Below are 20,466 nucleotides of genomic sequence, written 5' to 3'. Positions count from 1 at the left end.
GACGCAGCCCCCGGCCGCGCCGGCCGCGGCGCCCGCCCCGGCGGACACCACCAAGCACGATTCGACGGCGATGGACTCCACGATGCACATGATGGATTCCACCATGGCCATGGACAGCACCATGGGCCACATGATGGCCGCCGCGCCGGCGCCGGCGCCGGTCGCCGCGCCCACGGAGTGGCCGGTGGACCCGGCCACTGGCCAGACGCTGATCAACGGCGAGCCGGTCGTGGGCAAGGTGTTCATCATGCAGAAGACCGACGGCACCAAGAAGATCGAGAACGTCGCCATGGCCCTCCAGGGTGAACCCCCCGCCGCCGCGCCGGCGACGGTCGGCTCGACCAAGGCCCCGGCGCTCGGAGAGACCCGTCGCATCCGCACCGTGATGGTGCAGGCCACCCTCTGGGGCATGGACACCAAGAAGTCGGCCGTGCGCCACCGCTACTACGGCCCGAGCACCACGGGCGCCTCGCTCGGCCAGCAGTAAACAGCCTCCGGGGCGAACGCGATTCGCCCATGCCGGAACCGACAGGCCCGCACGGCACCCGCCGTGCGGGCTTCGTCGTCTGTGGCGGGCCGGTACGGCGGGGAGGGCTCGTGCACCTCGCGCCCGTCATGCATGGTGGGCGCCGCGCGTGGGGGCGTGGCAGGCGACTGCGGAACACCCGGCGCCTCGCCATCGGCCACGATGACCAGCGCCCCGCCCACCGCGCGCTGGGCCGCGGCCCACGCCGACCAGGCACGATGATCCGCACCGGCGCTCGACCCTCCACGTGATGCCCGCAGCAGGTGCACCACCGGCGCCAGCGACGATGCGTGAGACGATCGGTGCGGCGAGGTGTGCGGGAAAGGCCGCGAACGCCACGCCGCGATGAGGGTGGGTACCAGATCGGCGCGAATGCTGGTGCGGCGCACGCGGACGCCAGCGCGGATAGTGCGCGTGCCGTGCAGGCGCAGCGTCGCGTTCGGGATGTGCCCCGCCAACGCCGCCAGCAGCACGCGCACCCGCGCCGGATCGCGGTGCTGCACCACGACGCAATCACCAGCGCCCACCGAGAAGTAGACCCGATCGAGCACGCGCACCGTGGCCGCACAGTGCGGTGGGAGCCCCACCTGCGAGGCCGCCGTGGCCCCACGGAGCGCGAGGAGTGGGCGACCGGGCGCCTCGGTCAGGCGCGGGCGCGAGGCGGTGTGTTCACGAGAGATCGACATGGGCGCACAGTGCACCCGGTCGTGCGCCCCTGTGTCACCATTTCGACGCGCGTTGGATCAATTCGACGCGCGCGCCCGATGGAACGCGCTGATCGCCTCGGCGATCGGGGCCGGATCGAAGCGCACGGGATCGGTGGCCGGCAGCCCCGATTCGCGTTCGGCGTCGGCGATCGCGGCGCGCGCGGCCGCCTCGTCGAGGTCGAAGGTGTTGAGCGCGAGCGCAATCACCGGCGACGGACGCAGCCCCCGCATCGCCTGCTCGTAGAGTGCGACGACCTCGGCGAGCGGAGGGATCGGCACCCAGGGATAGCGATGAATCGTGCGGCGCGAGGGTTGGGCACAGAGCACCATCGCATGCGGCAGACTGCCGTGCATGAGGCCAAGCGTGACACCCGAGTACGCCGGGTGGAGGAGCGAGCCCTGCCCTTCCACGAGGACGATGTCGGCGCCGTCCGCGGCTTCCATGGTGAGCGCCTCGGCGGCACCGGCGATGAAGTCGGCGATGACCGCGTCCACGGCGATCCCGCGGCCTTCGATAAGAATGCCCGTCTGCCCCGTGGCCGCGAAGTGCGTGCGATGGCCGCGCGCAGAGACGGCGTGCTGCACCTGCAGCTGCGTCGTCATCTTGCCGATGTTGCAGTCGGTGCCGACGGTGAGCACGACGGTGGTGTCGAGCGCGCGCACGCGGCCGGTGGCGATATCGAGCGTGGCCGGTGCGCGGCGCAGATCGCGAATCGTGGCGCCGCTCAGGCGGGCGGCGGCCGCGAAGTCGGCGTCGTCGCCGAGCATCGTATGCAGACCACTCCACACATCGAGCCGCGCGACGAGGGCATCGAGCACAATGCGGCGCCACGCGTCGGGGAATTGCCCGCCGGCCGGTGCGATGCCGATGAGCAGCGCGGTGGGCGCCAAGGCCAGCCCGTCGGCGAGGCTGGCCACCACGGGGATCGCGCCGCCGAAGCCGAGCACCTCGTGCGCCGTGCGGCCGGCCGCCGTGCTGTCGATGACGGCGACCACGTCGTGGGGCGCGTAGCGGATGCAGGCGTTGGCCGTCTTGGACGACTGCGGGCCGAAGTGGCCCTCGGCGAGAATGAGAAAGCGACGCGTCATGGGGAGTGAATGCGAAAACGCGAACGGCGGCTCCCGAAGGAGCCGCCGTTCGTGTCGGGGGTGACCGGCGTCAGGAGCGCGGGTTGATGCCGCGCAGCTGTTCGATTTCGGCGATGAGGTCCACCTCGGAGGTCTTGTGCTCCGGCGTCGAGGCCGGGAGTGCCGCCGGGGCTTCCGGAGCGGGTGCGGTTTCCGGAGCGCCCGCCGCGAGCTGCTTCGCCGCGGCCGGAGCACCGGCGGAGAGCATGCCCATGCGCTGCTTGAGCTGCAGCAGCTGGATGTCCGCCGAGGCACCGCCGGCACTGCGCTCGAGCTGCTTGAACTGACCGGCCAGCTGATCGCCGCTGAACTCCTCGTCGATCTCCTGCGCCGCCTGCAGCTGCCGCTCGTTGGCCGTGATCTTCTCTTCCATGCGGGCAAAGGCTTCGAACGCCGAGTTCTCCGACATGCCCGACATCGTCTGCGAGATGCGCGCTTGGGCTTCGGCGCGACGCTGACGTGCCAGCAGCAGGTTCTTCTTGCGCTTGGCCTCTTCGATCTTGTCGTTGAGGTCGCGCAGCGACTGCTTGAGCTTTTCGGTCTCGAGCTTGTGCGCTTCCCACGTGGTGGCGAGCGCCTGCCCGTGTTCGAGGTGCTCCTGCCCGCGCAGCAGGGCCTGCTTGGCGAGATCGTCGCGCCCTTCCTGGACGGCGAGCATGGCGCGCTTTTCCCAGTCGTCGGCGAGCTTGAACTCGGCGTCGGCCTGGTCCTTGAGGCGCTTTTCGTCGGCAATCGCGGCGGCCACCTGCTGCTTGGCCTTCGCGAGCTGGTTGCGCATGTCGACGATGATCTGGTTCAGCATCTTCTCGGGGTTTTCCGCCGAGGAGATGAGGTCATTCAGGTTCGACTTGATGAGCGTCGACAGGCGATCAAAGATGCCCATGGATCAACGAGCCTCGCGGAAGGCGGCGAGCTCACGGAGGTGGCCCGTGAGCGAGAGAGTCATGCTTTCGAACGCCGCGAGGAATTCTTCGAAATCCAGGTGCGCGAGTTCGAGGGCTTCGGTCAGTACCACCGCGTCGCCATCGATGCCGTAGGCGCCGTGGAGGAGGTCGGTGGCGTTCAGTTCAAGGAGCCGGCGATTGAGGGAGGCGGCTTCCGCGGCATCGGTGGGCAGCGGCATGACCTTCACGCGCAGCACCACGACGGGCGGATTGTGGGTGACCACGACATCGAAGTCGAGGGAACCGCCGGGCTTGATGACCCAGAGGCCGGGCTCGAGTTCTTCATGGGTCGCCCCATCGGCTCCCAGGCGATCCAGGAAGTCCTGGATGTCTTCACGCGTGACCATAGCTGATTCCCTGTGGGTTCGGATGCCGGACCGTACGGCGGATCGGGGTGAATCGTTTCGACACGCCGCGGGACCTTGGAAAAGTACCCGACGCCTGCCCGGGCGACAGGCCACGATTGACCCCGCTCCCATGGCCGGGTAGAGTGGCCCCATGACTTCGCTCTCCCGACGCGAAACGTTGCTCGACCGGCTTCGGATCGAGTCCGCCCTTGGGTTCTTCAACATTCTCTGGGCGCTCTCCGCCTGTGCCCACACCCTCGAGGACCATCCGTTCGTCGGGTGGCTGACCTATCTGCTGGCGATCCAGCTGATCGTCCGGCCGGAACGGCTGGCCGCCTTTGTGCTGTTCGCGGCCGGGCACCTGGCCATCGTGGTGGCCCAGTTTCCTACGGCGGCGAATCACACCGTGATTGCCGCGTTAGTGGACCTTGCGCTGCTGGTCGCCGTGGCGCCGGAGCTGTTGGCGGTGCGCGACGGAGACTGGCGAACGCGTGTCTGGGACCGTGTCCGCCTCCCGATCGCCGTCACACTCGTCGTGGTGTACGGGTTCGCGGCGTTCCACAAGCTCAATACGGATTTTCTGACGCCGGCCGTCAGTTGCGCCACGGAATTGCTCGCGCGCATTGGCGACCTGAACGGCGTGCCGTTCACACCGCCGCCGACTATTGCCTCCCTCAACATCTACGCGACGCTGGCGATTGAAGTCTTGATCCCCACGCTGCTGGTGATTCGCCGGACCCGCCATTGGGGTGCGCTCCTTGGGGTGGCCTTCCACACCATTCTGGGGTGGGCGCGCTTCTTCGACTTCTCGACCGCGGCATTCGCCCTGTACCTGCTGTTCTTCGAACGCGATGATCTGCTGGCGCGCCTGCGGCGGCTGCCGGCCTGGCTGGGCAGCTCGCTGCTGATCGGCTTCGGTGGGCTCGCCTTCTGGTCGATCGTGCTGTATGGCCTGCGCGGAAATCCGGTGGTCGTGGCGTTCGGCTCCGACCGTGCGCTGACCGCCGACCTGTTGATGCACCTGTCGTGGACGCTTGGGGTGTTCCCCACGCTGGTGGCGGTCTTCTGGCAACCGGTCGTGCCTCACCACGGCTCGACGGGGTCGCTCTGGAGCCGCCTCGGACCGCTCGGCGTCGTCCTTCCACTGTTGGCGTTTCTGAACGGCGCCACGTCGTATCTGGGGCTCAAGACCGTCGCGAACTTCTCGATGTTCAGCAACCTGCGTACGGAGGGCGGCCAGACGAACCACCTGCTGGTGCCCGCCAGCGCGCTGTTCGTTGCCGATTATCAGCGCGAGTTGGTAACGGTGGACTCACTGTCGGCGGTGCGGAGCACGTCCTTTCCGTGGTGGACGCGATATACCGGCACGGGCATGCCCACGTGGGCGCGTGAAATGCCCGGAGCCCGGGTGCCATTCATTGAGCTCAAGCGCACGGTGCAGCTGTGGAAGCATGTCGGCCAGGAGGCGATCAGCGTCCGCTACGTCCGCGAGGGACAAACGATCCAGCTGGCGGATGCGAGCCGTGATTCGACGCTGATGGCGCCGCTGTCCTTCGTGGAGCGCCAGTTGTTCGCGTGGCGGGCGGTGAACGCAGATGGCACGGCGTCGCGATGCCGGTGGTGAGTGGGGCGCGTCCGGCGCCCCCTGCCACACCGCTTGATTCGGAGCAAAGCGAAGCGCCCCGGTATGCCAGAGCATACCGGGGCGCTTCCCATCGCGATGCCGTGATCAGACCTGCTGCTGACGGCGGCGGCGGGCGACGAAGCTAAGGCCGAGCAGGCCGGCACCCATCAGGGCGTAGGTCGACGGCTCCGGCACGACGCTGCTCACGCCGCCCGAGGCCGACGAACACGGCGCGGAGTTGTACGACGGGCCAGATTCATCGTCGTAGTACTGACCCTTTGACGAGGTCGACGTCGCCTGCGTAAGGCACTGGATCGAGCCGGTCATCGTCGCGGAGGTCGCGTAGGACGGCATGTTGTAGTTGTCGACCGTGAAGCGGAAGAAACCGGTGGTGCCGCCAGTGAAGATCGTCTGCGTCGGATCGAAGCTCCACGCGATGTCGCCCTGATCTGGGCCCGATACCTCCTTCACCGCCCCATCGATGTCGGCTCGGAACGAATTGTAGGGATCCGTGCCCACGTTGGTCGGCTGCGTGAAGTCGATCGAGAGACGCATACGGAGATCGCTCGGAACCGATGTGGTGCTGCCGTCCCGCTCGAACGAGAACGTGCCCAGGTTGAACGTGAACAGCCCCAGCGAGTTGGCAGTCCCACTCACGCTGTTGCCGTCGAACTTGATCTTCGCGTTGCCGCTGTTCCACGAGTACGACGCCGGGTCGGCGTACGAGCTGCAGCTGCTGCTCGTGTAAAAGCAGGCCGAGACGTTGAACGCGAAGTTCTGCGCGCCAGCGGTGCCGGCGGCGATCAGGGAAGCAGCCGCCAGCGCGGCCAGTCGGGAGGAAACACGCATTGCAGGGAGGGGTGGGGGGGACTGTGGTAGATCACACCATACCGCCTTGCGTGTTAGCAATTTCATTGCCACGTCTTCATGGAACACAGTCTATTTGTAAGTGCTGTTAAATCATCACTTTACATTAGATTGTATCACATTATCGGCATTGCCAAGTTGCGGGAACTGAACATGATGTTGCGTTCATGCATCGAATCACCGGCAAATTCCTGAATAGAGAACGGCGCCGATGCCCTCGCTCAGGATCAGCAGGCTTCCATCAGCCATCCAGCTGATCCCCTCACTGGTCGTCTCCCGGATCGGGAGCGCACAGCGGGCGATCCGGCGCCACGGACGGCCGGTGACGGGGTCGGTGGCAAAGACGTAGACCGCGCCGTAGGTGAGCACCGCGAGACGGCGCTGACCAGTGCTATCGGCCGGTCCGAGGCTCGCATCGGTCGGCCAGTCACGTCCGAGCCCACCGTCCTTCAGCGGGACGATCGGCAGGGAGTCTTCGACGGGAAGGGGCGTGGTATCCTGCCACCCAGCCAACGGCAATCGATGCAGATGCACGGGGCGCGCCGCTCCATCCGTCGCTTTCGCAGGACGCTTGGTGATGAACCAGACGCTCGTGTCTGGTGCGACATACATGGCTTCCACATCGTGCGCGCCGTCGGCAAACCGGACCTCGGTGAACGCACTCACCGGCGTGGTCGTGAGGCCGTTGGGCGCCGCTGGCTCGCGCACCCGATAGAGCTGCACGCTGGTCCGCCGAGCGCTGTTGTCTCCCACGTCACCAATGAAGAGACAGGAACCGCCCGGACACGGGCCGACGCCAAGTGCTTCCCAATCGCGATTGACCGCGCCCGCGATCCGCACCGCACCCTGCACGTGGCCGTCGGCCGAGAGGGCGAACAGCGCGGGTTCGTTGCCACTGTCGTTCAGCGCCCAGAACAGCCCGGGCACCGACGGCGACGCAACGATCCCAGAGCCTTCGTCCAGCCCCGCATTGTCGAGCGTGCCGATGGCGCGCGTCTCCGAAAGCGCCGGCTCGCCCTGCCGCACCCACGTGCGAGACGCGCGCCCGCGATCGCACGACGCCAATGGCAGGACAGCGAGCACCAGCGCGACCCAGACAGAGTGACGCGGAAGGAGACGGAGCACGATCAACGGGAAAAGGCGAGCGCCCGGTGCGGAGGCACCGGGCGCTGCAATGTATGTAGACGAGAGGCGACGCGTCGCGCGCTGATGAGGCGCGCCTACGCCCGCCGCCGCCGTCGCGCCGCCACACCCAGCCCCGCGAGTCCCGCTGCCATGAGGGCATACGTCGACGGCTCCGGTACCGCCGACTGCGGCACCTCCAGCGTGCCCACCGTGGACGGGGCGCCGCAGGCGGCGCCGCGATCCGACGAGGCCTTCCACTTTTCATCGTCCTGAGAAGGCGAGCAGTCGATCGCGCCGGTCAGCGTCAGGCCGCTCGTGCCCTGATAGAAGTCGCCGCTGCGATTCTCAGAATAGTTGTAGCCGGTGTAGCTGTAGCTCTGCGGCGAGCTCGGCGTGCTCTTGTCATCGACAAAGAGGCGAAACGCCTGCGAACCCGCACCCGTGGCGTAGGACAGCGCCGTGGAGTTCGGGTTGAAATTCACATCGAGCGTGCCGGTCGTGCTGTTCTGGAGAATCGACCCGGACAGCGCCGCCGTGAACGACACCGGATCACCGCTGACCTGCGGCGCCGTGAAGTCGATCCACAAATTGAACGACACCGGCGTGGTCACGCCGAATCGGATCACCGACGGATCCTCCACCCAGCTGCTCGCGAAGGTGAAGCGCCCCAGATCGCTGATGGCCACATAGCCATTGCTGTTCGTCGGGCCCACCGTGAGCGCATTCCGACCGGTGAAGTACAACGTCGTGTTGGAGCTGGTGCTGGTGCTCGTGGTCAGCGCCGACGCGCCCGTCACCGAGCAGCTCGAGCCGAAGCAACCGCGCGTGCTGTAGGTGAAGGAGGTCTGCGCAGACGCCGTGGAAGCCACCAGGAACAGCGCGGCGCCGACGGTTCGACGAAGGATGGACATGGGAGACACTCGACCAAAGGATGAGGCCAACTGGATCACACAGTTGAGTTCGCAAGAGCCTTGCCATCCCTGGAATACTCCGATAGAAACCATAAATCATTGATTTACAACGATTAACAAATAAACGGCCTCTACCATACTGAATAGTAGAGGCCGCTTTTTGCCTTCACTGTCCGACAGCTGATGCGTCCGTGCTACAGCCGAGTTCGCTGTGGCGTCCTATCCGCGCTTCAGCTCGTACAGGCGCTCCCGCGCCAATCGCCGCCCGGTTGGCGTGGCGGCAAGCCCGCCGCCGGCGGTCTCCCGGTACCGGACATCCATCGACGCGCCGATCTCGCCCATCGTGTCGATCACCTCGTCAGCCGGAATCGCGAACTCGATCCCCGCCAGCGCCATCTCCACCGCCGCCAGCGCGATCGCCGCGCCAGTCGCGTTGCGGAAGACGCACGGCAACTCGACCAACCCACCAAGCGGGTCGCACACCAGACCGAGCGTTCCCTGCTGGGCCAAGGCCGTCGCGTGCCCGACCTGGCGCGGCGTCCCGCCCAGCATCTCCACCGCCGCACCGGCGGCCATACCGGCCGCCGCGCCGGTCTCCGCCTGGCAGCCTCCTTCGGCGCCCGACAGCGAGGCGCGCTCGGCGACCACGGCACCGATCAGCCCCGCCGTCGCCAGCGCATCCACCACCTGCTCTTCGCCGATCCCCCTGGCCGCGGCGAGCCCCGTCAGCACCGCCGGCAGCACGCCGGCGCCCCCCGCCGTGGGGGCCGCCACGATCACGCCCATCGCAGCATTCACCTCCTGCACGGCGAGCGCGCGCGCCAACACATCGCGAAACGGCGTGCCGGAAAGCGGGCCGGCCGGGCCGGTGCGGAGCTTCGCCGCATCACCACCCACCAGCCCCGAGGAGGAGCGCAGATCGCCCGTGAGGCCACGATCGACGGCGCCCTGCATCACGTGCAACGCGCGCCGCAACGCATCGCGAATCTCTTCGAGGGGGCGTCCCTGATCTTTTGCCTCCGCCTCGAGGGCGACGGCGGAGAGCGAGAGACCGCGGGACTCGGCCTCGCGAATGGCATCGGCCAATGAGCGAAACATCAGGCACTCACCTTGTCGAGACGGAAGGCCCACGTGACCCACGGCAACGCGCGGATCGCATCGCGCACGCTCTCGCCGGGCTCGTGATCAACTTCAATGACCATGAACGCATCGCCGCCACGTTCCTTTCGCGTGAGTTTCAGCGTCGCGATGTTGAGATCGGCGTCGGCCAACAGACCGGCAATGCGCGCGACGGAGCCTTTCACGTCCTGCGCGATGAGCACGATCGTGTGGAGATTGCCGGTCACTTCCACCGGATAGCCATCGATCTCCTGCACCACCACGCGGCCGGCCCCAAGGGACGCCCCCACCATCTGTGACTTGCGGTCCCCGCGCTCGAGCGTGATGCGCACCGTATTGGGGTGCGACTCTTCGTCGATCGTGGTCTTTTCGAAGCGGTACTGCAGCCCCTCGCGCTCCATGATGTCCAGCGCGGTGCGCAGACGTTCGTCGTCGGGGCGAAAGCCCATAAGGCCGCCAACGATCGCCTTGTCGGTGCCGTGTCCCTCGCCCGTGCGCGCAAAGGAGCCGTGCAGCTCAATGAGGGCGCGGTCGGGCGTTCCACCGACCAAGCAACGGGCCAGGAGGCCAAGGCGGCACGCGCCGGCGGTGTGGCTCGAACTCGGCCCGACCATGACCGGGCCAATGATGTCGAGGAGAGAGACCATGCGTGGAATCTAACTGTCGTGTCGTGCTCCCCGACCAGCCCCACACCGGCGTCAGGCGAGCATTGGCAGCAGATAGCGCCCCGTATGACTCTCCTTCACGCGAGCGACCTCTTCCGGCGTCCCCTGCGCGACGATGGTGCCGCCGCGCACGCCCCCTTCGGGACCGAGATCCACGATCCAGTCGGCCGTCTTGATCACATCGAGATTGTGCTCAATGACGAGCACAGTGTTGCCGCGATCGACGAGCTTGTGCAGTACGTCGAGCAGCACACGCACATCTTCGAAGTGCAGCCCGGTGGTGGGCTCATCGAGGATGTAGAGGGTGCGACCCGTGTCGCGCTTGGCCAGCTCGGTGGCGAGCTTCACGCGCTGCGCCTCGCCCCCGCTGAGCGTGGTGGCGCTCTGCCCGAGATGGATGTAGCCGAGCCCAACGTCGCGCAGCGTCTCCAGCTTCTGCACAATGCGCGGCTGGTTCTCGAACACACCGCAGGCATCTTCCACAGTGAGGTCGAGCACTTCGGCAATGCTGAGGCCGCGGAATCGCACCTCGAGCGTTTCGCGATTGAAGCGCTTCCCCTTGCAGACGTCGCACGGCACGAACACGTCGGGGAGGAAGTGCATCTCGATCTTCACCAGCCCATCGCCCTGACACGCCTCACACCGGCCACCCTTCACGTTGAAGGAGAAACGGCCCGGCCCATAGCCTCGGATCTTGGACTCCGGCAGTTCGGCGAACAGTTCGCGCACCGGCGTGAACACGCCGGTATACGTCGCCGGGTTGGAGCGCGGGGTGCGCCCGATGGGACTCTGGTCGATGTCGATGATCTTGTCGAGATGGTCGAGGCCGGTGATGCGCGCATGCGCCCCCGGCAGCACCCGCGCCCGATAGAAGTGCCGCGACAGCGCCTTCTGCAGAATATCGGTGACCAGCGTGCTCTTGCCCGAGCCCGACACGCCCGTGACGGCCACGAACAGCCCCAGCGGGAACTCCGCCGTGACGTCCTTGAGGTTGTGTTCGCGGGCGCCTGCCACCGTGATCATGCGCGACGCATCCTTGGGGCGGCGGCGCACGGGGACATCGATCCGGCGCTTGCCCTTGAGATACTGTCCGGTGATGGACGCCGCGGTGTTCATCACCTGCTTCACCGTGCCGGCGGCGATGACCTCACCGCCGTGCTTGCCGGCGCCCGGTCCAAGGTCGATGAGGTGATCGGCCTCACGAATCGTTTCTTCATCGTGCTCGACCACGATCACCGTATTGCCGAGATCGCGCAGCTGCTTGAGCGTGGAGAGCAGCCGCCCGTTGTCACGCTGGTGCAGCCCGATGCTCGGTTCATCGAGGATGTAGAGCACGCCAACGAGTCGTGAACCGATCTGGGTGGCCAGCCGAATACGCTGCGCTTCGCCACCCGACAGCGATTCGGCGCTGCGATTGAGCGTGAGATAGTCGAGCCCGACATCCACCAGGAAGCGCAGCCGCTCGCGCACTTCCTTGAGAATCGGTCCGGCGATGCCGGGATCGAGCCCCGGGTGACCGGCGCTGCGCACCGGTACCTCCTCGAAGAAGGCGAGCGCATCGACGACGCTCTGCTCGACCACTTCGCCAACGTTGCGCCCGTGAATCGTGACCGCGAGCGATTCGGCGCGCAGACGGCGCCCCTGACAGGTGGGACAGGGGGCCGCGACCATGTACTGCTCGAGCTCGAGCCGGACTCCATCACTGCTCGACTCGTCGTAGCGGCGCTGCACATGGGTCACGATCCCTTCCCACGTGCTCTCCGCCTTCGCGCTCGTCTTGGCCGCGGTCTTGGCGCCCTTCACGGCCTTCTTCACTCCCGTCCGCGCGCGGGGCGCCGCGTCCCCGACGCCGTAGAGCAACTGCTGGCGCACCTTGGCCGGCAGCTTGCCCCACGCGGTGTTCAAGTCAAAGCCCAGCTGCTTGGCGAGCCCCGGCAGAATCACCTTGCGGAGATAGCCGTCGGGCTCACCCCACGGGAGGACGACGCCTTCGAGGATCGAGATGCTCGGATCACCGAGCACCAGCTCTTCGCTCACGCTGCGGGTGGTACCGAGGCCACTGCACGTCTCGCAGGCGCCGAAGGGCGAATTGAAGGAGAAGTGGCGCGGCTCGAGCTCGGGCATGGAGATGCCGCAATTCGGGCAGCCGTACCGCTCCGAAAACATCTCGGTGGTGGGCGACGCCCCATCGTGCCGGACGATCTCGGCGAGCCCCTCGGCCAGACGCAGCGCCGTCTCGACGGAATCGGTGATGCGCCCCCGATCGTCGGCTCGGACCACGAGGCGGTCCACGATGACCGAGATGGAGTGATTCAGCCGACGATTGAGCTTGGGCGGGTTTGCGAGTTCAATGAGCTCGCCATCGACCACGGCGCGAACAAAGCCCTGCTTGCGGGCCCCTTCGAACAGCTCGCGGAACTCGCCCTTCCGCTCCTGCACGAGCGGGGAGCGGATCTCGATGCGCGTCCCCTCGGGCCAGGCCAGCACCTGCTCGGCGATCTGCGCCGGGCTCTGACGCTGCACGGCGCGCCCGCAGTTCGGGCAATGCGGTGTACCGGCGCGCGCGTAGAGCAGACGCAGATAATCGTAGATCTCGGTCACCGTACCGACGGTGGACCGCGGGTTGTGTCCGGCCGACTTCTGCTCGATGGAAATCGCCGGCGAGAGGCCGTCGATGGCGTCGACGTCGGGCTTTTCCATGAGGCCGAGGAACTGCCGCGCGTAGGCCGACAGCGATTCCACGTAGCGGCGCTGCCCTTCGGCGTAGATCGTGTCGAAGGCCAGCGAGGACTTGCCGGAGCCGGAGAGCCCGGTGATGACCGTCAGCTTGTCACGGGGAATGGTGACACTGACGTTGCGCAGATTGTGCTCGCGGGCGCCCCGGACGACGAGGGCATCGGACGGCGTAATGGGATCGGCCATAACCACGGAAACTGAAGGAAACCCGAAAGGGAGACAACCCCTTCGGGTCAGCCGCGCCAGACGAGCAGTGTGACAGTTTGGGCGCACCGCCGTTGCGCCGGGGGTGCCATGGGTCGTCTGGATGGCATGATTGACATCGCCTCGCTTACGAAGCGATACGGCACGTTCACGGCCGTACGCTCCCTCGATCTGGTGGTGCCCGCCGGCGAACTGTTCGGCTTTCTGGGCCCCAACGGCGCCGGCAAGACCACGACCATGCGGATGATTGCCGGCATCCTGCAGCCGACAGCCGGATCGATCCGCATCGCGGGGCATGACCTGCTGGTCGACCCGCAACGCGCCAAGAAGGCGCTCGGTTTCATTCCCGACCGGCCGTTCATCTACGAAAAGCTGACCGGCATCGAGTTTCTGCGCTTCAGCGCCGGGCTCTATGGCGAGGCGGGACCAGAGGTCGAGCGACGCGCGCACGAATTGCTGGCGCTCTTTGATCTCGATCCGTGGCGCGACGAACTGGTGGAGAGCTACAGCCACGGCATGCGGCAGAAACTGATCATTGCCAGCGCGTTCGTGCACCGCCCGGCCGTGATCGTGGTGGACGAGCCGATGGTGGGGCTCGACCCCAAGTCCGCCAAGATTCTCAAGGACCTGTTCCGCGAGTACACGCGGCGTGGACATACCGTCATGATGTCCACGCACACGCTGGAGATCGCCGAAGGAATGTGCGACCGCATCGGCATCATGCAGCGCGGCGAACTGGTCGCCTGCGGCACCATGGATGAGATCCGTGCCACCACCGGCACTGACGAGGATCTGGAGCAGATTTTCCTCCGCCTGACGGGCGATCAGGTGGCGCGTGAACTCGTCGAGGTCCTCGATGCCTGAGGCAACGGCCGAGGCCTCGGCCTGGCATCTGCTCCGTCCGAAGTGGCAAATGGCGCGGCACCGCGCCCGCAAGACGCAGGCGGGTGACGGCCGTCGCGCCGTCGTCCTCGGCGTGGTGGGCGTCGCGTTCTGGGGCGGCGTCTTCGCGCTCGCGCTCAAGCTGCTGCGCTACTTCCGCAGCGCCGAAGACATCGGCGCGCTGCTGGCGGCGAAGCTGCTGGCGATGATCCTGCTGTCGTTCGGCTCGATTCTGCTGTTGTCGAATACGATTGCCGCCCTCTCCAACTTCTTTCTCGCGCGCGATCTCGATCAGTTGGCGGCATCCCCCGTTCGCCCGGCGGCGCTCTATCGCGCGCGGCTCCTGGAGACGCTGCTGCATTCGAGCTGGATGGTGGCCCTCCTGCTCGTGCCCCTCGTGGCCGCGTACGGTGTGGCCTATCGCGGCGGATGGGGGTTCCTCCCCTTCGCGATCGGTGTGTTTCTCCCGTTCCTGTTGATTCCGGCCGCCACCGGCGCGTCGGTCACACTGCTGCTGGTGAACGTGTTTCCGGCGCGTCGCACGCGGGACCTGTTGAGCGTGATCAGTGCGTTGGCCATTGCCGGGCTGGTTCTGCTCTTTCGCGCCGCGCGCCCCGAGCAGCTCGCCCGCCCGGAGGGCTTTGCGAACTTCATGCAGTTCGTGGCGGCGCTGGATACGCCGTCGTCGCCCTGGCTTCCCAGCGAGTGGGTCAGCCAGGCCACGATGCACTATCTCTCGGGCAAGGCGGCCTGGCAGCCGCTGCTCGCGTTGTGGGGGGCCGCGTTGGCGCTCACGGCGATCGGCCAGCTGCTCTATGTGCGCGGGTGGCGGCGCGCGTACAGCATGGCCCAGGAAGGCGCCAATCAGCGCAGCCATGCGCGGGCCGGCCGCCCCTGGCTCGACCGGCGCCTCGCCTTTCTGGGGCCGCTGCGCCGTGAACTCGTGCTCAAGGAGCTGCGCGTCTTCGTGCGCGACAGCACGCAGTGGTCCCAGCTCGTGCTGCTCATGGTCCTGCTGGTGGTGTACGTCGCCAACGTGCGCTACCTGCCGCTCAATGGCGACGGCATGACCACACTGCTGCGCAACCTGATTCCCTTCCTGAACCTCGCGCTCGCCGGCTTCGTGCTGGCGTCGATCGCCGCGCGCTTCGTGTTTCCCAGTGTCAGCCTCGAAGGGCGCGCCCTCTGGCTGCTCAAGTCGAGTCCACTGCCGGTGCGCGAGCTGCTGTGGGCCAAGTTCTGGGTCGGGGCCGTGCCGCTGTTGCTGCTGGCTCTCATTCTGGTGGGATGCACCAATCTCATGCTCGGCGTGCAGCCCTTCGTGCACGTGGTCTCGCTCGCCGCGATCGTGGGGCTTGTCCCGCCGCTGGCGGCCATCGCGCTGGGGTTCGGCACGTTCTACCCGCGCTTTGACAGCGAGAACGCCGCCCAGATTCCCACGTCATTCGGCGGACTGCTGTTCATGATGTCGGCGGTCACGCTGATCGGCGCGGTCGCGTTCCTCACCGGGCGGCCGGCCGCCCGGTTCGTGGTGGCCGAGCACTTCGGCTGGGAGCACACCGCGAGTTCCCTCGTGCTCCCGTTTGCGGTGGCGCTGACGCTGTGTATCGCCGGCACCGTGGTGCCCCTGCGCCTGGCGCGCCAGAAGCTGGAAGGGCTGGAGCGCGCCTGACCGGGCGCCCGCGCTGGCGGTGGCGCGGGGTGACGTGACAGCGTGGCGGGGGCTCGACTAGCTTCCGCCGCGATCATGTCGCCGCGAACGCCCTCTCCGCCACCCACGCTCGACCCGACGCGCGCCTCGGCCTTTCGCCGCAAGCTGCACGCGTGGTTCCGCCGCCACTCGCGCGATCTGCCGTGGCGCAAGACGCGCGATCCGTACCGCATCCTGATCTCGGAGCTGATGCTCCAGCAGACGCAGGTCTCGCGCGTGCTCGATTTCTACCGGCGCTTTCTCGATCGCTTCCCGGACCTGGAGACGCTCGCGCAGTCCCGCCCCAAGCGCGTGATGGAGGCGTGGGCCGGGCTCGGGTACTACGCACGGGCGCGCAACCTGCACGCCCTCGCGCGGCATGTCACCGACACACGCGACGGGGTCATTCCGAGTGAGCCGGAGGAGCTGCGCGCGCTACCCGGGGTCGGTGCCTACACCGCGGGCGCGGTGGCGAGCTTCGCCTACGAAAAGCGCGCGGCGCTGGTGGATACCAACGTCGCGCGCGTGCTGCACCGCGTCTTCGTGCCGGAGATCGCGCCCAAGAGCGGCAAGGGGCTCAAGGTCTTGTGGCAACTGGCGGAGCAGCTGCTCCCCCGCACCGGGAAACTGACCTGGACGCACAATCAGGCGCTGATGGAACTGGGCGCGCTCGTCTGCTCCGCGCGCGCGCCCAAGTGCCGTCAGTGTCCGGTGAAGACCGTGTGTGCGAGCTACCCCCTCGACGGCGACTAGCCCACCGGTTCACCACACTCCGCACAGAACCGCGCGTCCACGGTGACGAGTCGTGCGCCACACGCGGTGCAAAAGGCGCGCACCCCATCGGGCGAAGGCGGCAGCGGCGTGAGCAGCGGCCTGAGCCGGGGCGCGGACCGCGATGACACGGGCGCGGGAAGCGGCACCAGCGGCCACGCCGCCAGCACCACGCCGAGCACGGTGAGCGCGACACCCATCCAGAGCGCATTCACCAGCGGCACAAAACTGACGCGCACCGCCGCACTGGTCCGATCGATGGGCCCCAGAAACGCCAGCGTGACTGTCTCGTGCGGCAAGTGGCGTGAGCCCACGCGCGTGACCGGCTCGAAGATCTCATTGTCCTGCGCATCGAAGTACTGCCGCTGCTGACTGTTGAGCAAACCGATGCGCCGCCCGTTGCGCGTGGCGTTGAGCGCCACCGCGACCACGGTGTAGGCCGGCTCCTGATACGACGACAGCCCCTGGCTGGTAAAGCGCCACGCCGCACCGAATGGGTCACGCACCTCGGCCACCTGCCCGATGTCGAGCCCCGTGGTGAGTTCGCGCCGCCATGGCGTGGCGATGAGCGCCACCGCGGTCACCGCCACGCCGACCAACGTCAGCAGGCCGCCAACGCCGGCGCGCGAGGCGGCTCGCGTCGCCGTCCCCTGCCGAGACGCCAGCCAGCCCGTGAGCGCCAGCAGCACCAGCCCAGCGCCGGTGAGCACGAGAACGAACAGCGACGGCGACGCCGCCACGGCACGGATGCTCGCGGCAATGCCACTGCGCGCCCGCACGACCGCAAACACCGCCAGCAGAAACGTGAACGCCACCAATGCGGCCAACCACACCGCGGCGCGTACACGATCGGCACCACTCACCAGCAGAAACAACAGCGCCGACAACGCCACCCACGGGAGCACCGGCGCACTCGCGTACGGCTCCCAGGTGAAGAAGTAGCCGAACCAGCCGAGTTGCTGCTGCGCCCACCAACACCCGATCGTGATGGCGATCGTGAGCGCACTCCACGCGACCAGCACCCAGCGCTGCACCAGGCCGCGCCACACCTCGTGTTCCGCCTCCGCGTCAGCGTCCACCGGCGGCGAGGCGGAACGAAACCAGTGCGCCACGGTGAATCCGAACGGCACGCTCGTGAGGGCGAGGCCGAGCAGCATGAGCGGGGGCTGCCACAGCATGGCCTGATGCAGCAGCTGCGGATCGAGCCCGCGACCTTCCTGCGGCGCCGACGCCAACCGCGCGAAGGGCGACACACCGAAACAGAGGGCCGCGAGGCCGGCCACACTCACCGCCGCCACCGTCGCGGTGCCGATCGGAAGCAGCGGGCGTCCGCGATGCAGCGCCACCGCCGCGGCGCCGCACACGCCAACGAGCGCAGTGAAGAGCAGCAGCATCCCCGCCTGCCCGGCCCAGAGCGCGGTGATAGCGGGTTGGGTATCGAGCATCAGACTCGTGAACTGCGCCACGTAGCGCAGCGTGAAGTCGTGCTGCACCAGTGCCTGCCCCAGCGCCAGCACCGCCAGCACCGAGGCACCGGCGCCGGCCACATAGCCCACCAACCCTGCCGGTCCCGCCCGCCGCGGCCCCACCACGAGCAGCGCGGCCGAGGCCACCATCATCAACAGCGCAAACCAGAGCGCTGCAGCGCCCACCGCCATCATGCGGTATCGGTGTCGCGGGCCCAACTCAGCGCGGCGCGCACGGCACGGCGCCATCCGCCGTAGCTTGCCGTCGCCGCCGCGGCACCCGACGCCGTTGGCGCAAAACGCGCGAAGTGGCGACTCGCCTGAAATTCCGCGCCGTTCGCCCAGACGCCGACGGCCAATCCAGCGAGCCCCGCCGCCCCCAGCGCCGTTGTCTCGACGAGATCGGGACGTTCCACGGGCACGCCAAGCACGTCGCTCTGGAACTGCATGAGCCAGTCGTTGGCCGACGCACCACCATCGACGCGCAACCGCTCGAACGCCACCCCGCCATGCGAGCGCATGTCACCGAGCACATCGCGGGTGGCGTAGGCCATCGCTTCGAGGGCGGCGCGGGCCAGATGCGCCCGCGTCGTGCCCCGCGTCAGCCCCACGATGGTGCCACGGGCGTTCGGTTCCCAGTCGGGCGCGCCCAGACCCACCAGTGCGGGCACGAAGTACACCCCGTCGTTCGACGCGACCGAGCGCGCGAGCGCTTCGGTTTCGGCGCTCGCGTGAATGAGCCCCAAGCCATCGCGGAGCCATTGCACAGCCGCCCCGGCAATGAAGATCGATGCCTCGAGCGCGAAGACGGGCGCCCCCTGCTCATCGCAGGCGATCGTGGTGAGCAATCCGCCGCCGGGCGCGGGCCGCTGCGCGCCCGTGTTCAGCAGCAGAAACGCCCCGGTGCCATAGGTGTTCTTCCCCGCCCCGGGCGCCCATCCCCCCTGTCCGAACAGCGCCGCCTGCTGATCACCGGCGATCCCGGTGATGGGGATCGTCGAACCCAGCGTTGCCGCCGTGGAGCGCCCGCATTCGCCACTCGACGCCACGATCCGCGGCAGCACTTCCATGGGGATCCCGAACAGCGCGCACAGCTCCGGTGACCACGCGCGGGTATCGAGATCGTACAGCATCGTCCGCGAGGCATTCGTGTGATCGGTGACGTGCGCCTGCCCGCCGGTGAGATGCCAGATGAGCCAGCTGTCGATCGTGCCCGCACACAGTTCGCCGCGTTCCGCACGCGCGCGATGATCGCCCTGCGCCAGCAACCACTCGAGCTTCGTGCCGCTGAAGTACGGATCGGTCACCAACCCCGTGCGCGCGGCGATCATCGCGGCGTGGGGCGCGAGCTCGGCGCAGCGCGCGGCGGTCCGGCGATCCTGCCATACGATGGCGTGATGCACCGCACGGCCGGTCGCGCGTTCCCAGAGCACGATCGTTTCGCGCTGATTCGTGATGCCGATGGCCGACGGCACGTCGCCGGTCGCTGCCTTGGCGTGCGCCATGGCCTCGCGCGCGGCGTCGAGCGAGCGTTCGAGAATCTCGTGCGCGTTGTGCTCCACCCACCCCGGCTGCGGGTAATGCTGCGTGATCTCGCGATAGGCCCGGCCAATGACGGCGCCGTCGCGCGCGATGACGAGGCACGTGGTGCCGGTGGTACCCTGATCGATGGCGAGGACGCAGGTCATGACGGGGTCCGCATGTCGGTGAAGGGAGGCGTGACGAAGCCGCGATCGGTGAGATAGCCGGTCACGAGCGCGCGGGGGGTGACGTCGAAGGCGGGATTCCAGACCCCCGCACCAGCGGGGAGTTCGCCGAGCTCGGCGCTCGCGCGATGCTCGATGACGATGGCGCTGCCGGTGGGCGTGGCCGGATCGATCGTGCTCCAGGGCGCCGCCACATAGAAGGGGACGTGATGCGCGTGCGCCGCGAGGGCGACGCCGTATGTCCCCACCTTGTTGGCGACATCGCCATTCGCGGCGATACGGTCGGCACCGACGATGACCAGATCCACTGCGCCGGAGGCGAGCAGCGAGGCCGCCGCGCCATCCGGCAGGACCTGCACGGGAATGCCGGCCCGGCTCAGCTCCCACGCCGTGAGGCGTGCCCCCTGCCGCAACGGGCGCGTTTCGTCGGCGTAGACATGCACCGATCGGCCGGCAGCCTTGGCGGCGTACACGGGCGCGAGGGCGGTACCGGTGCCCGCCGTAGCGAGCGCGCCGGCATTGCAGTGCGTCAGCACCTGCGCGCCGTCGGGGACGATGGCCAGCCCGTGGGCACCGATCGCGGCACACATGGCCGCATCCTCGGCGCGGATCGCCTCGGCTTCCAGGGCCAGCGCGGTAAGCAACGCGGTGTCGGGGTGCGCCGCCGCGTGCGCCACCAGCCGACGCACCGCCCAGGCGAGATTCACCGCCGTCGGGCGGGCCGCGATCAGCCGCTCGGCGTAGCCCTCCAGCAGTGCCCGCGCCCGGGCGCCATCGCCGTCACTGTCGCGGGTGAGCGCCACCGTGAGGCCGATGGCGGCGCCCACCCCAATGGCCGGCGCGCCGCGAATGGCGAGGGTGACGATGGCGTCGATGGTCTCCTCGAGCGCCACCAAATCGCGCACCACCTCCTCCGAGGGGAGGCGGCGCTGGTCAAGGATGCGCAGGGCGCGCTGGTCGGGGGACCACCCGACGGCAGGAACCGGAAGCACGGCTGGAAGGTAGCGCCGGGACCATGCCGGCGTGGGTAGATTTCCGCCTCCCCATT

General features: G+C 67.9%; 18 protein-coding genes. 5 read left to right on the top strand and 13 right to left on the bottom strand.

The annotated features are described in order from the left end of the window. Positions 1-487: hypothetical protein (locus tag K2R93_17065; GenBank protein MBY0491551.1), on the top strand; the 487-nt coding region annotated here is incomplete at its 5' end. Here K2R93_17065 and K2R93_17060 read toward each other — a convergent pair. The 4 genes from K2R93_17060 to K2R93_17045 form a co-directional block, all read right to left on the bottom strand. After that, entirely contained in the window at positions 445-1,212 is a 768-nt protein-coding gene (locus K2R93_17060) for a hypothetical protein (protein MBY0491550.1), read from the bottom strand. The genes K2R93_17065 and K2R93_17060 overlap by 43 nt on opposite strands. A 57-nt stretch (positions 1,213-1,269) precedes the next feature. Beyond that, positions 1,270-2,322 (bottom strand): DUF1611 domain-containing protein, encoded by a 1,053-nt coding sequence (locus tag K2R93_17055; protein ID MBY0491549.1) that lies wholly within the window; start codon positions 2,320-2,322, stop codon positions 1,270-1,272. Positions 2,323-2,392: 70 nt separating this feature from the next. Beyond that, positions 2,393-3,244 carry a PspA/IM30 family protein gene (locus K2R93_17050; protein ID MBY0491548.1) on the bottom strand — a complete coding sequence of 284 codons (852 nt, stop codon included), beginning with the start codon at positions 3,242-3,244 and terminating at the stop codon, positions 2,393-2,395. 3 nt (positions 3,245-3,247) lie between these two features. Continuing rightward, complete coding sequence (locus K2R93_17045; GenBank protein MBY0491547.1) at positions 3,248-3,652, bottom strand: YbjN domain-containing protein; 405 nt, start codon at positions 3,650-3,652, stop codon at positions 3,248-3,250. A gap of 151 nt (positions 3,653-3,803) precedes the next feature. Between K2R93_17045 and K2R93_17040 the strand changes: the two genes are divergently transcribed. Beyond that, a complete protein-coding gene (locus K2R93_17040; GenBank protein MBY0491546.1) occupies positions 3,804-5,276 on the top strand; it encodes an HTTM domain-containing protein in 1,473 nt (490 codons plus the stop codon). A 105-nt stretch (positions 5,277-5,381) separates the two neighbouring features. On the opposite strand, the gene K2R93_17035 is transcribed toward K2R93_17040, so the two are convergent. The 6 genes from K2R93_17035 to uvrA form a co-directional block, all read right to left on the bottom strand. Then, entirely contained in the window at positions 5,382-6,125 is a 744-nt protein-coding gene (locus tag K2R93_17035) for a PEP-CTERM sorting domain-containing protein (protein MBY0491545.1), read from the bottom strand. Positions 6,126-6,320: 195 nt separating this feature from the next. After that, positions 6,321-7,268 carry a hypothetical protein gene (locus K2R93_17030; protein ID MBY0491544.1) on the bottom strand — a complete coding sequence of 316 codons (948 nt, stop codon included), beginning with the start codon at positions 7,266-7,268 and terminating at the stop codon, positions 6,321-6,323. 95 nt (positions 7,269-7,363) lie between these two features. Then, positions 7,364-8,179, bottom strand: coding sequence for a PEP-CTERM sorting domain-containing protein (locus tag K2R93_17025; protein MBY0491543.1), 816 nt, complete (start codon positions 8,177-8,179; stop codon positions 7,364-7,366). 219 nt (positions 8,180-8,398) lie between these two features. Continuing rightward, positions 8,399-9,277, bottom strand: coding sequence for an L-serine ammonia-lyase, iron-sulfur-dependent, subunit alpha (gene sdaAA / locus K2R93_17020; protein ID MBY0491542.1), 879 nt, complete (start codon positions 9,275-9,277; stop codon positions 8,399-8,401). Next, on the bottom strand, positions 9,277-9,945 hold the full coding sequence (gene sdaAB, locus K2R93_17015) for an L-serine ammonia-lyase, iron-sulfur-dependent subunit beta (protein MBY0491541.1): 669 nt from the start codon (positions 9,943-9,945) through the stop codon (positions 9,277-9,279). The genes sdaAA and sdaAB overlap by 1 nt, the downstream gene beginning before the upstream one ends. 51 nt (positions 9,946-9,996) lie before the next feature. After that, the gene (gene uvrA / locus K2R93_17010; GenBank protein MBY0491540.1) at positions 9,997-12,873 is read right to left on the bottom strand and encodes an excinuclease ABC subunit UvrA; all 2,877 of its coding nucleotides are present in this window, start codon (positions 12,871-12,873) and stop codon (positions 9,997-9,999) included. Between the two features lie 138 nt (positions 12,874-13,011). Between uvrA and K2R93_17005 the strand changes: the two genes are divergently transcribed. The 3 genes from K2R93_17005 (at position 13,012) to K2R93_16995 (ending at position 16,228) form a co-directional block, all read left to right on the top strand. Next, on the top strand, positions 13,012-13,767 hold the full coding sequence (locus K2R93_17005; GenBank protein ID MBY0491539.1) for an ABC transporter ATP-binding protein: 756 nt from the start codon (positions 13,012-13,014) through the stop codon (positions 13,765-13,767). Next, positions 13,760-15,457, top strand: coding sequence for a hypothetical protein (locus K2R93_17000; protein MBY0491538.1), 1,698 nt, complete (start codon positions 13,760-13,762; stop codon positions 15,455-15,457). Before K2R93_17005 ends, K2R93_17000 begins: the two co-directional genes overlap by 8 nt. A 75-nt stretch (positions 15,458-15,532) precedes the next feature. Beyond that, positions 15,533-16,228 carry an A/G-specific adenine glycosylase gene (locus tag K2R93_16995; GenBank protein ID MBY0491537.1) on the top strand — a complete coding sequence of 232 codons (696 nt, stop codon included), beginning with the start codon at positions 15,533-15,535 and terminating at the stop codon, positions 16,226-16,228. Here the strand turns inward: K2R93_16995 and ccsA are convergent. The 3 genes from ccsA to mtnA are packed head-to-tail and all read right to left on the bottom strand — an operon-like array spanning position 16,225 to position 20,410. Continuing rightward, the gene (gene ccsA / locus K2R93_16990) at positions 16,225-17,907 is read right to left on the bottom strand and encodes a cytochrome c biogenesis protein CcsA (GenBank protein ID MBY0491536.1); all 1,683 of its coding nucleotides are present in this window, start codon (positions 17,905-17,907) and stop codon (positions 16,225-16,227) included. The genes K2R93_16995 and ccsA overlap by 4 nt on opposite strands. Continuing rightward, a complete protein-coding gene (glpK, locus tag K2R93_16985; protein ID MBY0491535.1) occupies positions 17,904-19,400 on the bottom strand; it encodes a glycerol kinase GlpK in 1,497 nt (498 codons plus the stop codon). The genes ccsA and glpK overlap by 4 nt, the downstream gene beginning before the upstream one ends. Further along, a complete protein-coding gene (gene mtnA / locus K2R93_16980; protein MBY0491534.1) occupies positions 19,397-20,410 on the bottom strand; it encodes an S-methyl-5-thioribose-1-phosphate isomerase in 1,014 nt (337 codons plus the stop codon). Before mtnA ends, glpK begins: the two co-directional genes overlap by 4 nt. Between the last annotated feature and the right edge of the window lie 56 nt (positions 20,411-20,466).

This window comes from Gemmatimonadaceae bacterium (genome assembly GCA_019752115.1).
Classification (GTDB): Bacteria; Gemmatimonadota; Gemmatimonadetes; order Gemmatimonadales; family Gemmatimonadaceae; genus Gemmatimonas.
This window is presented reverse-complemented; position numbering and strand designations above follow the sequence as displayed.